This window comes from Glaciecola sp. G7-5 (assembly GCF_055808975.1).
Genome location: NZ_CM147892.1, coordinates 815040 through 828759, shown reverse-complemented (window position 1 = coordinate 828759; position 13720 = coordinate 815040). Strand labels below are relative to the sequence as shown.

Below are 13720 nucleotides of genomic sequence, written 5' to 3'. Positions count from 1 at the left end.
CATGAAAAATAATAATAGCCTACAGGGCAAGATCAGGGCCATCAGATGAAATACCGTTTTGCGAACTTAGTGTGGGTGCTAGTTTTGTTTGCTTGTTCAGAAGCGCCAGCGCCCGTTGTGTTGAAAGAGGTACCGAAAACGCCACCACAGTGGTCGAAACAGGCGATTTGGTATCAAATAATGGTTGAGCGCTTTCACAATGGTGACCCCAGCAATGATCCCACCATTGCCGACATCCAAGGCACCTATCCTGGCTTTATTCCCGACATGTGGACGACCACCCCATGGACCCAAGATTGGTATAAAGAAGATGCCTACTTTGATGATGTAAATGGCAAATTCGATTTTAGCGGCAATATTATTCATAGTTTTGATGCTAAAACCGCACTTAGGCGCTACGGTGGTGATTTACAAGGTGTGCTCGACAAACTAGAGTATTTGCAAGGCCTAGGGATCAATGCGATTTATTTTAATCCTATTAATGATGCACCTTCGTTACACAAATACGATGCACGGCACTGGCGCCATGTTGATGTAAATTTTGGGCCAGATCCAAAAGGTGACAGGGCACTTATCGCAAAAGAAGACCCGAGCGACCCTTCAACATGGGTCATGACCAGTGCAGACAAGTTGTTTCTTGAAGTCATCAAACAAGCCAAAGCCCGCGACATTCGCATTATTCTAGACTATTCGTGGAATCACACCGGACATACTTTTTGGGCTTGGCAAGACGTGCTCAAGAATCAACAATCGTCTGACTATGCTGACTGGTATTGGGTGAAAAAGTTTGACGATGCAAACACGCCAGAAAATGAATTTGAATACCAAGGCTGGTTTGGCGTATTTGATTTACCCGAAATTCAGGAAACCGAATATGCGGATCACTCCGATAAAGTGACTTTGATTGAGGGTGATATCAAGAGCGAAGCCGCAAAAAACCATATATTGGCCGTGACAAGGCGCTGGTTAGACCCAAATGGCGATGGCGACCCTAGCGACGGCATTGATGGTTTTCGCCTTGATGTGGCCGCCGAACTTCCACTGGGGTTTTGGCGAGATTATCGTCAGTATGTAAAATCTATCAATCCCGAAGCATATTTGGTGGGCGAAATTTGGTGGGAAAAATGGCCTGATGATTTATTTGATCCCGAGCCCGTGCTGAAAGGTGACGTATTCGATGCGGTTATGAATTACAGGTGGTATCGCGCAGCAAGGCATTACTTTGCAAAAGCGCCCGATTCAATTGCCACCTCTGAGTTTGTTGAAAAGCTAAATGCCTTGCGTAGCAACATTAATGATGACTTTAATTATGCAATGATGAATATGTCAGCAAGCCATGATAGCCCTCGTTTACTAACGTCTTTATATAATAAAAATAAGTACAAATTTAATGCAAAAGCGGCGGCTGACCAAAACTACAAAATTAATAAACCTGATGCGCAGACTATTGAAACAGCTAAATTATTATTAGCTCATCAGTTCACTTATATCGGTGCGCCACAAATTTGGGCGGGTGATGAGTTTGGCATGTGGGGCAGCGACGACCCTCACAATCGCAAACCATTGGCGTGGCCTGAATATAACTTCGAAAATGAAAGTGCTCATCCCTTAGGCAAAAACCGTCCCAGTGATAAAGTCGAATTTAATCGCGAGCTTTATGAATATTATGCCTTTCTAGTTAAGTTGCGCCGTGCCAACCCGGTATTATCTACGGGCAAAATTGAGTTTGTTGAGCAAGATGATAGTAAGCAGTTACTATCATATTTGCGTTTTGGTGACGAGGATAATATTGCTTATATTGCTTTTAATTTGGGAGAACGTTCTCAGCAAATTATAATACCAACCAGCATTGTTAATACAAAAAGCTGGTTACGCTGGCATTCAAACAAAGGAACCGATATCTTACAAAGTGTGCCAAGTGAACAACTGACTTTAGCGCCAAATTCAGCTATGGTCATTATTGCGGCAAAATAGTAATTTTTCGTTTAAATATTAGCTAGGGGGAATTATGTTAGAGATGCGACCCAATTGTGAAAGTTGTGACAGTGATTTACCCGCGACTACGTTAGACGCTTATATTTGCAGTTTTGAATGCACTTATTGCCTTGAGTGTAGTGATAAAATTCACGCCTTTGTATGCCCAAATTGCCGAGGTGCGCTAACTAAGCGACCAAGCCGCGTTGGCGAAGTGTTAGCCAAGCACCCTGCAAGTACTAAACGGGTATTAAAAGCGAGCTAACATAAAATGCTCATAACATAGAAGGTATAGGGCAAATGACAATAAAGTACTTCTCCCTCTTTGGTAACGTTGTTATATGAAAGATGAAAATACCGCAGCAAGCCCAAGGGCTGTTCCTGATTTAGAAATTGCTAGTCCTCCTGAAGGAGGTAATCGCTTTACTGGCTGGTTTGGTCGCACATTACTCTCTATCACCGGCTGGAAAATCGAAGGAGCGCTCCCGCAGCATCCCAAAATGGTTATTGCCGTTGCCCCGCACACCAGTAATTGGGACTTTTTCTTAGGCGTAGCCGTTTTGTTTGCATTGCGCATTCGTATTCGCTTTTTGGGCAAACACAGTATTTTTGTGCCAGTGGCCAAACAATGCTTAGAAGCGATTGGCGGAATACCTGTTGAGCGTTCGTCTCCCCATGGTGTTGTCGCGCAGGTGGTTGAGGCCTTTGAAGAAAATGAAAAAATGATTTTGGCCGTAGCGCCAGAGGGAACCCGCTCGCCCATTTTCCCGTGGAAGACAGGGTTTTTAGCTATTGCGCATAAAGCCAACGTTCCTGTTTTATTAGTCGGCTTTGACTTTAGCGCTAAAAAAGTACTTTTTGGTCCCGTATTTAAAAGCTCAGGAAATTTTGAAGAAGACATGCACACTGTGTATGGTTTTTTTGAAACCGTGCCCGCCAAATATCAAAAAAGCGTCGTATTTCCCGACTCACAATCATAGTGTTTGCTGTATTATATGGGCTATATACAAAACGTATAAAACAAAGACGCGGATAAAGCGATAGATAGGGTTAACGAATAAATGAAAATTATGTTAAGCAATACCGTGATTATTTTGATTGCTTTGCAGATAAGCCTTGTTGCCGGTTGTCAAAAGGTCGATGCGCCACTGGAGCAAGAGCAACAAGTGCTACAGCAACAAAAGAATGTCGCGCTACAGCCGTTAGCAGAGAAGCAAGAAGAGAATCTTCTACCAGCACAGGTACAGTCAGAAACACCAAGCCCAGACCATAAGTTAAAGCCCAGTGCGCCGTTAACAGCACAAGACAAGGCCCTCGCATTATTTTCTAAAGATATAGCGAAAGATATTTCGCAGTCTACTCCTAGCTCACCTAATATACCGCTTGGCTTACGTTCTCAATTTCACATCACTTACCAAGGAGCATTTCGTGTCAATGCCAAAGGCGAGTCAAGTTCAGATTATGCCGTAGGTACTATTGAATACAACCAAGACAACAACAGCATATATTTAGCTGGGCACGCTCATCATAATGCAATCGCTGAGTTTGAAGTGCCAGCTAAGCTTTCTTTTGAGTCTAACCCTAAGAACATCATTGAAGCACCGGTACTTCAAGAATACACAACAGTGCTAGATAAACGTGATGTGGGGAATCAAACAAATCGAATAACGGGTATGCTCTATCATAATCGCCGCTTATTGATAACCTCGGAAATATGGTATGACGCAAGTGCTACGAATACGGATAATCTGCAGGTGCTTGCCAATCCCAACAAATTGCGCTCATCAGAATATATTGGCATGCTTCAGCTTGAAGGAGGAGCGAAAGCCGCAGGCTATATGTCGGCAATTCCGCTAGAGCACCAAGCTAAATTTGGGGCTAAACACTTAACAGGTTGGGCATCGAACTACTCCATCACGAGCCGCTATTCTCAAGGTCCTAGCTTGTATACCTTTAATCCGAACGATGCAATCTACGCTACACCAGCTGTCTCTAGGCGTATTCCAGCTATAGCTAAAATGGTCTTTCCTCTGCAAGAAGGAAAAACACTGGTTGAAGGTGCTGCCGGTTATCAAGACATCGTTTCACCTGTATGGAGTGCATTAGCGAATGCGCGTTACGGTTTTATTGTGCCCAATTCAAACACTTTCATGGTTGTGGGTTTTATGGGGGGGATCCACAGTGGTATTGGCTACAAAATTAAACAAGATACGGGCAATGTGTGTGGTGGAGGATGTACCAAACAAGCAGATGATCGATATAACTACTTTTGGCTTTTCGATATTAACGACATACTCAGTGCAAAAGAGCCCTATTTGATTCAACCATATAGTTACGGTAAGTGGAGCCATCCTTTTGATGCCGGGGGCAAAAACCAAGTACTTGGGGCCACTTTCGATGCCATTCACGATAGATTATTTGTAACGATTGAAAACGCGGGAAGGGTCGGCGAGTACGACCGAGCGCCACTTATACTAAGCTACAAAATTACCGCACGAGGGCAAGAGTAGACTGTATTTCTTTTGGAAATACGGTCTACTCTTATGCATGTAAATGTGAATACACTACCCTTAGGGTTTTCTCTAAGCCTTGTCTGGTTGCGGGCCACCGAATAGATACGTTGTCTACCATGCCATTGGTGCAATCGTTTTGAATGCTCGACATCAAATAGCCAAGCGCATCAGAATTGATTTTTTGGCTTAGGCTGACTAATACTTTTGAGCTTTTCAATAATTCACGTTTATCATTGCTTTCAAGGGCGCTTTCGGTGCTTGCGATAGTCGCCTGTAAATCATCCATCAATTCATTTAAGGCAATCGGCAAAGACTCAATATTAGGCTGGTTTTGCAAATAAGGCAGTAAGTCGAACCACACGTTGGGCTTGCTGGGCATAGGCAATCTTTCTATTTCAGGTTTACGTGTGTCAGTAGTTGCCGCTTGCTCGTTGGCTTGCTGTAACTCTTGTTTATGGGCACTTAGCAGCGCATCTTCTTGCTTGGCTAACTTTGCTTCACTCTCTTGTAAGGCCTTTTGCGCCGCTTGCAGGGCTGACTCTTTGTCAGCGAGTTGTTGCTTACTTTGCGTCAGCGCGCCTTCTAGCTCATTCATTTGCGTGCTCAAATCTATATGGCTATCGTGCTGGGCACTCAAGGTCTCTTTACTCTGCGCGTATTCTTGTTGTACAGCAAGTAACTCTTGGGTAAGCGCTTTTTGTTTATCTTGCAAATGGCTAATCGACGTTTCTTTATTTTCGAGTGCTTGGGTTTGTGACGCGAGTTGTTGCTGCAGCGCCAACTCTTTTTCTTCCTGATGACTTATTTTCGTTTGTAACTCATCGGCCTGTGCCCTTACTTTGTCGAGCTCTTGCTGCACAGCCTGCTCGCCTGATTGGGTGACACTTACTTGAGACTCCGCCGCCTGCAAATCATTTAGCTTGGTTGATAACTTCCGCTGTAGACTTTCATTTTGCGCTTGCGCTGCCTGCAAGTCTTGCTGAAGTTGCTGCTTTTGCTGCTCAATTTCGTCGTGGTGCTTGCGCCATTGTTCATCGCTGCCTGCTAACATTTCTTTTTGCTTGTTGGCGCGTGTTTCTACGTCAGATAGTTCAATGGTTAGCTGCTCGAGTTTTTGTTCTTGTTCAATACGCGCTAATCGTTCTTTGTCTGCTTGTTGCTGAATTTCATCGAGCGCCTGCTTAGTTTGCGCAAGCTGCTCGCGTTTAGCCTCTACTTCTTGCTTGAGCAATTCTTTACTCTTATGCCATTGCTCATCACTTTGGGCCATCTTCGCTTGCTGATCAGCATTGCGTTTCTCTATATCAAGGAGTTCATTTTGTAGTTTTTCGAATAACTGACGGTGTTTTTCTTTTTCTGTCTTTTCAGACTCAGTTTGTTGTTTTGCCTGTTTTAAGACTTGCTCGGTTTCTTGCAGTTTTTGCTGCTTGGCTTTTAATTCAGACCACAACTTATGTTGTAGCTGCTTTTGTGCATTGCGCTGTTCTTTTTCTTTTTGTTCGAGCTCCTCTTGCTTTTGATGCGCGGTTTGTTCAACTTCCAGTAATTCTTTTTGTACTTTTGCCAATAGCGCCTGCTGGGCCGATTTTTTCTTGCTTTTCATGCTCAGCTGCTTCATGAGCGGCTCTAAGTGCGCTTTGCGTATGCTGTAATTGTTGTAGCTTTTCGTCAAGCTCCTGCTTGAGTGCGGACTGCTGCGCTTGCATGTCGCCTTTTTCTTGATTCGACATTTCTTCGAGCTTTTCCATTTCACTCTCTAAATGACTTAAGTGCCTAACTTTATTACGCAATTCTGCTTGTGCTAATTGACAAGTTTGTTCAATTTCGCGACGTTCAAGCTCAGCCTTTTCACTTGCCTGGCGTTGATTAATAAGCTGTTCGCGCAAACGCTCAGTGGTATTGCTTGAACTATTTAGCTGTGATTGCAATATATTAATCTGTTCGCTCACCTTGCCTATTTGCGTGTCTTTGTCATTTACGGCTTGTTTCATATCGCTAATTTGCGTTACTAAGGCGTGCATTTTTGCTTGCTGCGCGTCTTGTTGGGCATGCAGTGCTTTGGTGTTTTCTTCACTAATCGAGAGTTGCTCTTGTGCTGCGCGATAATTTTGTTCGCTGCGCTTTAAGGCTTCTGCAATTTCAGTGCGCTGCTCATTAAGGCCCTCAACCACTTGGCTAGAGCTTTCTAACTGCGCGTTTAAATCGGCGTTAACTTTTTGCGCATCGGCAAGCAACTCACGACTCAAACCATATTGAGATTTTAGTTCAAGTAAATTGTCGGTGACGTTTTTATGCGCTTGCTGTAGGTGATGGTATTCAGACTGTGTTTCGTTCAAGTCTTCTTGAACTGTTTGTAACTTATGTTCGGTGTCTGCAAGGGTGCGCATTTTAGTTGCTAACTGATCTTGACTACTTGCCAGCAATTGTTGCTTTTCTTCTATTTCGCGCATCGCTGCCTGCTGCAAATTGATCGCTAATTGGCGGGCTTCGTCGGCTTTTTGCAGTTCGCGCTTATCCATCCAAATACATAAAATAGAATCGAAGCTTTGTTCTTTATAGAGTGGCACGTAGGTTACTTGGCAAGGCAAAATTAAATCACCGACTTGGTGTTCCCAAGTAAATACTTTCGCTTTTCCACTGACCTTAACTTCATCCACTATTTGGCGCAGTGCGCTGGCGGTGTCTTCGTCGGTGTTTAAGCGCGTTGAATATGGCGCTACCCCAAATAAGTCAAAATCGTTTTCAACGCAAAAGAATTTGCAGGCTTCAGCATTGAGTTTACTAAAACCGTTTTCACCTAAAATCGCCATAGGCATACTGCTATGTTCAAGCAGGCTATCAAACTTGTCTTGTTGAAATTGCTCGTCTGACCTATCGGCTATCCAGCAAAGGTATTCTTGTTTCTCTTTGTTGATAATGTCGACGTGTAACTCGCTGGGATGAAGCTTGTTGTCTTTCCCTTTAAGCTGAGCATGGTAGTCACGAAGGTGGCCAGTTTGATGCAGCTTTTTAGCCGCTTTACCCGCTGCTGTGGGTTCGTCAAATAATTGATAGAAGTCACGAGCTTTGAGCTCGCTTTCACTAAAGCCTAGGCGTCTAGACATTACGCTATTAGCGCTGATAATGCGGTCTTCGCCATCAATAGTGGCAATGGCGAAAGGTGCTAAGTTGAGCATGCTATTTAACTGGGCTTGATGTTGTTGAACCGTTATTTTTGCCGCCTCTAGTTCGCTTACGTCAGTCAAAATGCCAACAATGACTTTGTGTGATGTATCACTTAAACGGTTTTTGGCGCTGGCAAAAGACAAGGACAAGTTAAAATGTTTACTATCATCGTCGTCACCATGTGGGCTAGGAAGCGAAAACTGCGCCTCGTAACTTCTGCCTGATAAGCCAACACAGGACTGGTGCAATTTTTTTACGTCTTCTGGGAAAAAGTCTAGTTCGTAAAGATTTTTTGTTCTTGCATTGGGCTGTTGATGTCTAAATAACATGTTAAACGCAGAATTTGACCATGCAATATTGCCATCTACATCGACCGCGTAAATGGGATGACGGCTTGCATTAAATATCGCTTGCTGTTCTTGTGTTTTTAGCTCAAATGATTGTTTGTCGTTGTTTGCTTGGCTATTGTCAAGCACGCCACAATGAATACTTGTGCACTCTCTATCACGATTGACAGTCGCCACAATACCAATGCGCAGCGCGATAAAGCACCTTGCTTTGCCCTCAACACTCACCTGCATTCGGCAACACGCTTCTGCCGTACCCGTATTTTTTACATTTTGTATGGCTTTTGCCCAAGCGCTGCTATCACCTTGATGAATACGTTCGGTGAGGGCCTGTAATGGGAAAGACAGCCCCTGTTCATATTCTAACGAGAGGAGTTCGGCAAACCGAGCATCAAATTCAAAGGTGTTGTCGGTCGTATTTATCCAAAAATTACCAAGAGCCAGTGCATTTGCCATCTTATTTTGTTTACTAAGCTCTGTGCTGGCGTATGCTAAGTTATGTCGGACTTCACTTTCGTTAGCTAGACACACTGCTTTGTAGGGCTTTTTGTGACCTTCACTTGTTTGCCCTATATTTAGCGATAAAAACAAGTTACTCGCGCGAGCTTTTACTGCTATTGAAATATTATTTTGACTCAGGGCTTGTTCAATCTCATTTGTATCATTACTTTGAAAACACGAGGTAAGCGCTTGGTTTATAATCTTTTCGTTCAAGCGCCCCAATAGCTTGCTAGCGGTTTTGTTGGCGTAAACGACCTTGCCTTCAAGATTTACATGGAGTAAGCCCATCGGCATCGTGTCGAGCTCACTTTGCTTAGCCAATTGGGCTTTTGTTAGCTTTGTAATTTGACGACTCTTTAACAGAGTCTGCAGTAACATCAAAACAAATACCGCTGCCACGGCACCAGCGCCAATATAGATAATGGTGTCAATTTGCGCTGCTTGCTGTTTTTGCAGTAATTCGCCGATAGAGGCTTGTGCGTAACTAGGCGCTAGCCAAGGGCTAAGGGCCAAAAGCGGAGTCAAGTACTTGGCTATTTCTGGTCGTTTCATTTTTTTATAAATCTTTTCAACAAGGTGATGTTCATAAAAACAGAATACTTTAGCTAGGAACACGTAGTGTAGCTATGTCTCACCGTAGGTATGTATAAATATACTTATAGGCCAATGTTGCACGCCTCAGGACATCGTAGGTATTTTTTCTGTTTAACTTTTGTCACTATAATGTAGTATCAATACACAACATTTTTATGAGGCGCGCAAAATGACAAAAGTACCAAGTTGGTTTTATGTAATGGCTGGTGTTGCTCTTCTATGGAATCTGATGGGGGCCGCAGCGGTAATCATGAATTTCATGATTACGCCCGAAGCGATGGCATCCTTGCCGCAAGATCAGCAACAATTGTATTTAGATACACCTAAGTGGGCGTCGTATGCCTCTTTGCTGGCGGTTGGAGCTGGTTCTTTGGGTTGTTTGGCGCTACTTTTTAAAAAGGCACTAGCCTACCCTTTATTGCTACTGTCTTTGCTTGGTCTGGTGCTACAAAACATTGGAATATTTGTACTAACTGACGCACTAAGCGTGATGGGTAGCGGTGTAGCAATAATGCAGGGTTTTGTATTTGTCATAGCAATTGGGCTTGTTTTGTTAGCCAAAAAAGCCATAAAAGAAACGTGGATAGGATGAATAGAGCTTGCTTCAAGCCAGCTCTTTCCTTTTTACAACGAATACGCGTAATTGATATAGTAAAAGTTAACGCCATGATTAATGTCGGCTAGCTTTGCATTGGAGTAATGATTTACACTTAGTGAAAACCTATGTTTTTTGGCAATAATAATACCTGCCTCAAACTTATCTTCAAACAAATTGCGCGAGCCTAGTTTTCTATCCAATAGGGTGTCTTCGCTCGTATGTGCGAGGCCAATACCTGCACCAAAATAGATTTCTTGGCCATAAATCGGCACGTAATAGCGCCACATGGGATTTATGTAAACGCCATACTTGTCTTTATCAAGCCACGAATCTGTCCAGCGATGTGCACCAAACTCTAGCTCTAGTTTAATATAAGTATTGTGCGCAAAATCCCACTTATACTCAGTGGGGTGAATATAGCCTACGCGCAAACCCCTTGACGGTAGTTCTCCTCTTCCTGGGAAATACCAGCGCGAAGTGCCCTCTCCTAATGAAACACTGATTTCCCCAGCGTTGCTGGTACTTGGATAAAATGAACACGCTAGTACAGCAACGCACAACAAAAAGGCTTGTTTAGTCAAATTTCTATTTCTCGATCAATCGTTGATTTCGCAAAAGTGTAACGCAAACCTTGATATATTTCATATGTTTACCTGAAACATTGAGCGGCAGCGAAAAACCTTTATTATTGGGCAAACATTTATGAATTAGTTTAGTAGCCTCTTGCAATGATGGCGTTAGCAAGTCGCCTGAATCCTGAAATGTTTGCACTTTGAAAGTAGTTAACTGCCGAATTTCCCTGAGCTTTACTTTCTAACACGCAAGCTTCGTGAATATCACGCATTTTCTGCGCTAGGCGCTTATCTAAATCTGATTCAGTCTCATAACGCTTCGCGGCGTTTTGTTGCATTTCAAAGCCAGAGACAATAACGCCTCCAGCATTAGCAGCTTTACCCGGAGCATAGTTCAGCTCGCTATCCATGATTATTTTGCTTGCCTCTTGGGTGCATGGCATGTTGGCGCCTTCAATCACAGCAAAGTCTACATTCTTTACTATAAGCTGGGCTGCTTTTGCGTCAATTTCATTTTGAGTCGCGCAGGGAATGGCAATATCAGCTTCAAGCGTCCACGGCGTTTCACCTTCTTTATACTGATATTTGGTATTTTTAGCGAGTGCACTGAGGGCGTTCTCTGCTCCTTTGGCGTCATGTAAAAGCCATTGAATGTTGCTCTTGCTTAGTCCATCTGGGCTAACTAATGTTCCACGACTGTTTGACAAACTGAACACCTTGGCGCCCTTTTCAGTGGCTTTTAGGGCAGTATGAAGCGCGACATTTCCCGCCCCTGAGATGATGACGCGTTTATCGTTTAATACTTGGTCGCTTTCTTTCAACATTGCTTCAGTGAAGTAAATAACGCCAAAACCTGTTGCTTGTTTGCGTAAAGCGCTCCCGCCTAACTCTAGCGGCTTGCCTGATATCGCACCATCATAACGCTGAGTAGCGCGTAAATACTCGCCGTACATATACCCAAGTTCTTTACTGCCTACGTTGATATCGCCTGCTGGCACGTCAATATTGGGGCCAATATATCTTTGTAGCACGCGCATGTAAGCCGTGCAAAAGCGTCTAATTTCATTTTCAGAGCGATTTTTGGGATTGAAGTCGGCGCCACCTTTGCCTGAACCTAAATTGAGTTGAGTTAATGCATTTTTAAAGCTTTGCTCAAAGGCTAAGAATTTTAGAATCGAAATGTTCAAATTTGGAGAAAAGCGTGTTCCGCCTTTATAGGGTCCTAATGCATTGTTGTGTTGCACTCGCCAGCCTCTATTTACTTCGGGTTCTCCGGCGTCGTTTTCCCAAGTCACGGTAAATTCAAAAATCTGGTCGTGGCTTAAAATTCGTTGTAAGACATTATGTTTTTTATACGCTTCATTTGCGTTGACGATCGGAACAAGATACTCACAAGTTTCTTTTGCGGCTTGTAAAAATTCTTCTTGTCCTGGATTCTTTTGTTCAAGCCACGTTAGTGTTTCGTCTAATAATGTCATTTATTTTCCTTTTTTACTTCTTAGATGCATCGTGTTTTTGCAAAAATTAGACCCCTTGTTACGCGTGTTGCGCAAGTATGGTTTATTAGTGCCGTTGGCAGACACAGGCAAAGCTATTTCAAATAGCGTTGTTTTACTATCACAAACGCATCTTAGGAAACACGATCAAGACGCGGAACGAGTCTTGCAGTTGGTTTGGTGAAGGTAGTACAAGGTGACAAGGGCAAAGTGCCTAATCACTAGACAGAACAACACCTACACTACCATTATATTGACCAAAACTTATTGAAAAGGAATATCTCATGGACTTGATTAGAATACTTCTATCTGTACTGTTACCACCGCTTGGTGTATTTTTACAAGTGGGTTTGGGTAAGCACTTTTGGCTAAATATTATTCTTACATTGCTTGGTTATTTACCCGGTATTATTCATGCTGTTTGGATTATTGCCAAAAAATAATTAAGGCTTGGCTATGTAAATACTACACAGGGCTGGCAATAATTTCTTATGAAGTTGGCCCCTGTGTGCCACTGTTGGTTTTTGCGCCATGCTTATATAAAAATAAGTAATTATGCACTACACTGAAAAAAAACATTAGGATGACAAATATGTTGAATTATGTGCGCGGCGGCGTCATTTTCTTGGTGCTATCTTCTACCCCCTTAAGCTCTGTATGTGCTGTGAAAGACACTCCCTTAAAACCGTGGCAAAAGGCGCAAAAGACAGAAGTGTGGGAACCCGTTCCGCCAGTTGTAAGCGCGCCAGCGAACAGCGCTCCCTCAGACGCTCTTGTATTAATCGGCAATACCGACGCTTCCATACTTTGGAACGGCCTTAAGACCGCCGGTCTCCCATGGGAATACAAGGACGGTGTACTCACTGTGACACCAGGGAAAGGGGATATTGCCACCAAACAGAAATTTTGCGATGTACAACTGCACTTTGAATGGAAGACACCGACCGAGGTTGACGATATGGAAGGTCAACAGCGCAACAATAGCGGCATATTTTTTCAACAACGATACGAAGTACAAATACTTGATTCGTACAACAATAAAACCTATCCAAACGGGCAGGCCGCAAGCATATATAAACAAGCAATTCCTCTTGTGAACGCAATGAGACCGCCGGGGGAATGGCAGAGCTACGATATTATTTATAGCGCGCCGAAATTTAAAGGTGATGAACTACTCAAGCCGGCTTATATTACGGTGATACACAATGGGCTTGTGGTACAAAACCATGTGGAAATACTTGGAACTACAGAATGGATTGGCGCACCAAGCTATGAAGCGCATGGCTGCGCACCCTTGCAACTGCAAGATCACGGCAACCTAGTGAGCTTCAGAAATATGTGGGTCAGGGAGTTATAAGCTCCCTCCCCAGCGTCATCTCAGCGAAGGCTGAGATCTCCCAAAAGCATCCTCCCCGGCGTCATCTCAGCGAAGGCTGAGATCTCCCAAAATCATCCGCTATTTATGGGACAAAGCAAGTAGTAGGTAGGGGTTCCAGCCTTCGCTGGAATGACGTTTTGTTGTATTATGCTTGGGCGTGACCGGCACTGGTGATGACTCAGAGCATGGCAATCGAACTACGCTTGTTGTTTAAGTATGATACCAAGTTCTCTTTGTTTCTTTTTCGATAAACCCGATGCAACTAAATGGTAAGAGGCTTCGATATAATAGCGCAACTCGTCGTCTAAACTGCTTGGGGCGCAAAATTGCTGAATCCACTTCATGCCACGAGAGGCTAAATAAGGGGCTGGGCGATAATGTTCTTTGTGCAACAAAAACTCAAAGTTTAAAGGAGAAGTCTTAAATGTAACTGTAGGTGAATCAGCTTTATTCCAACCACCAACCGCAAATACCTTACCACCTACCTTCCATACATCAGCATCCCCCCATTGCCTTACGTAGGAGGTAGCGGCAAATTGACTACAAAATTCATTGTATTGGTCATAGGTCATTTTGTTTGCC

At 43.5% G+C, this 13720-nt stretch carries 12 protein-coding genes; 7 read left to right on the top strand and 5 right to left on the bottom strand.

The window, feature by feature from the left end:
- Window positions 1-45 precede the first annotated feature (45 nt).
- The 4 genes from AC0L6H_RS03715 to AC0L6H_RS03700 all read left to right on the top strand — a co-directional run bounded on the left by AC0L6H_RS03715 (window position 46) and on the right by AC0L6H_RS03700 (window position 4484).
- Window positions 46-1974 (top strand): glycoside hydrolase family 13 protein, encoded by a 1929-nt coding sequence (locus tag AC0L6H_RS03715; protein ID WP_473392673.1) that lies wholly within the window; start codon window positions 46-48, stop codon window positions 1972-1974.
- A gap of 34 nt (window positions 1975-2008) precedes the next feature.
- Window positions 2009-2239 (top strand): DUF1272 domain-containing protein, encoded by a 231-nt coding sequence (locus tag AC0L6H_RS03710; RefSeq protein WP_473392672.1) that lies wholly within the window; start codon window positions 2009-2011, stop codon window positions 2237-2239.
- A 76-nt stretch (window positions 2240-2315) separates the two neighbouring features.
- Window positions 2316-2954 (top strand): 1-acyl-sn-glycerol-3-phosphate acyltransferase, encoded by a 639-nt coding sequence (locus tag AC0L6H_RS03705; protein ID WP_473392671.1) that lies wholly within the window; start codon window positions 2316-2318, stop codon window positions 2952-2954.
- 81 nt (window positions 2955-3035) lie between these two features.
- Window positions 3036-4484 (top strand): hypothetical protein, encoded by a 1449-nt coding sequence (locus AC0L6H_RS03700; protein WP_473392669.1) that lies wholly within the window; start codon window positions 3036-3038, stop codon window positions 4482-4484.
- 31 nt (window positions 4485-4515) lie between these two features.
- Here the strand turns inward: AC0L6H_RS03700 and AC0L6H_RS03695 are convergent, their stop codons facing one another.
- Both AC0L6H_RS03695 and AC0L6H_RS03690 read right to left on the bottom strand, forming a co-directional pair.
- Complete coding sequence (locus tag AC0L6H_RS03695; protein WP_473392668.1) at window positions 4516-6090, bottom strand: hypothetical protein; 1575 nt, start codon at window positions 6088-6090, stop codon at window positions 4516-4518.
- Entirely contained in the window at window positions 6020-9052 is a 3033-nt protein-coding gene (locus AC0L6H_RS03690) for a PAS domain-containing protein (protein ID WP_473392667.1), read from the bottom strand. Before AC0L6H_RS03690 ends, AC0L6H_RS03695 begins: the two co-directional genes overlap by 71 nt.
- A 211-nt stretch (window positions 9053-9263) precedes the next feature.
- Here AC0L6H_RS03690 and AC0L6H_RS03685 point away from each other — a divergent pair, with 211 nt between their 5' ends.
- Window positions 9264-9686 (top strand): hypothetical protein, encoded by a 423-nt coding sequence (locus AC0L6H_RS03685; protein WP_473392665.1) that lies wholly within the window; start codon window positions 9264-9266, stop codon window positions 9684-9686.
- A gap of 32 nt (window positions 9687-9718) precedes the next feature.
- Here the strand turns inward: AC0L6H_RS03685 and AC0L6H_RS03680 are convergent, their stop codons facing one another.
- Both AC0L6H_RS03680 and gdhA read right to left on the bottom strand, forming a co-directional pair.
- Window positions 9719-10273: an acyloxyacyl hydrolase gene (locus AC0L6H_RS03680; protein ID WP_473392664.1), complete on the bottom strand. Its 555-nt coding sequence runs from the start codon at window positions 10271-10273 to the stop codon at window positions 9719-9721.
- A 131-nt stretch (window positions 10274-10404) separates the two neighbouring features.
- On the bottom strand, window positions 10405-11742 hold the full coding sequence (gene gdhA / locus AC0L6H_RS03675; RefSeq protein WP_473392663.1) for an NADP-specific glutamate dehydrogenase: 1338 nt from the start codon (window positions 11740-11742) through the stop codon (window positions 10405-10407).
- 302 nt (window positions 11743-12044) lie between these two features.
- Between gdhA and AC0L6H_RS03670 the strand changes: the two genes are divergently transcribed.
- Complete coding sequence (locus tag AC0L6H_RS03670) at window positions 12045-12203, top strand: YqaE/Pmp3 family membrane protein (RefSeq protein ID WP_473392661.1); 159 nt, start codon at window positions 12045-12047, stop codon at window positions 12201-12203.
- Between the two features lie 149 nt (window positions 12204-12352).
- Window positions 12353-13117, top strand: a complete 765-nt coding sequence (locus tag AC0L6H_RS03665; protein ID WP_473392660.1) for a 3-keto-disaccharide hydrolase — start codon at window positions 12353-12355, stop codon at window positions 13115-13117.
- A gap of 218 nt (window positions 13118-13335) precedes the next feature.
- Here the strand turns inward: AC0L6H_RS03665 and AC0L6H_RS03660 are convergent, their stop codons facing one another.
- Window positions 13336-13710 (bottom strand): MmcQ/YjbR family DNA-binding protein, encoded by a 375-nt coding sequence (locus tag AC0L6H_RS03660; RefSeq protein WP_473392658.1) that lies wholly within the window; start codon window positions 13708-13710, stop codon window positions 13336-13338.
- Between the last annotated feature and the right edge of the window lie 10 nt (window positions 13711-13720).

Coding starts and splice junctions, on each gene's coding strand:
- AC0L6H_RS03700 (WP_473392669.1), top strand. CDS start 3,036: ATGAAAATTATGTTAAGCAATACCGTGATTATTTTGATTGCTTTGCAG.
- gdhA (WP_473392663.1), bottom strand. CDS start 11,742: ATGACATTATTAGACGAAACACTAACGTGGCTTGAACAAAAGAATCCA.
- AC0L6H_RS03705 (WP_473392671.1), top strand. CDS start 2,316: ATGAAAGATGAAAATACCGCAGCAAGCCCAAGGGCTGTTCCTGATTTA.
- AC0L6H_RS03690 (WP_473392667.1), bottom strand. CDS start 9,052: ATGAAACGACCAGAAATAGCCAAGTACTTGACTCCGCTTTTGGCCCTT.
- AC0L6H_RS03715 (WP_473392673.1), top strand. CDS start 46: ATGAAATACCGTTTTGCGAACTTAGTGTGGGTGCTAGTTTTGTTTGCT.
- AC0L6H_RS03710 (WP_473392672.1), top strand. CDS start 2,009: ATGTTAGAGATGCGACCCAATTGTGAAAGTTGTGACAGTGATTTACCC.
- AC0L6H_RS03660 (WP_473392658.1), bottom strand. CDS start 13,710: ATGACCTATGACCAATACAATGAATTTTGTAGTCAATTTGCCGCTACC.
- AC0L6H_RS03665 (WP_473392660.1), top strand. CDS start 12,353: ATGTTGAATTATGTGCGCGGCGGCGTCATTTTCTTGGTGCTATCTTCT.
- AC0L6H_RS03685 (WP_473392665.1), top strand. CDS start 9,264: ATGACAAAAGTACCAAGTTGGTTTTATGTAATGGCTGGTGTTGCTCTT.
- AC0L6H_RS03670 (WP_473392661.1), top strand. CDS start 12,045: ATGGACTTGATTAGAATACTTCTATCTGTACTGTTACCACCGCTTGGT.
- AC0L6H_RS03695 (WP_473392668.1), bottom strand. CDS start 6,090: ATGAAAAGCAAGAAAAAATCGGCCCAGCAGGCGCTATTGGCAAAAGTA.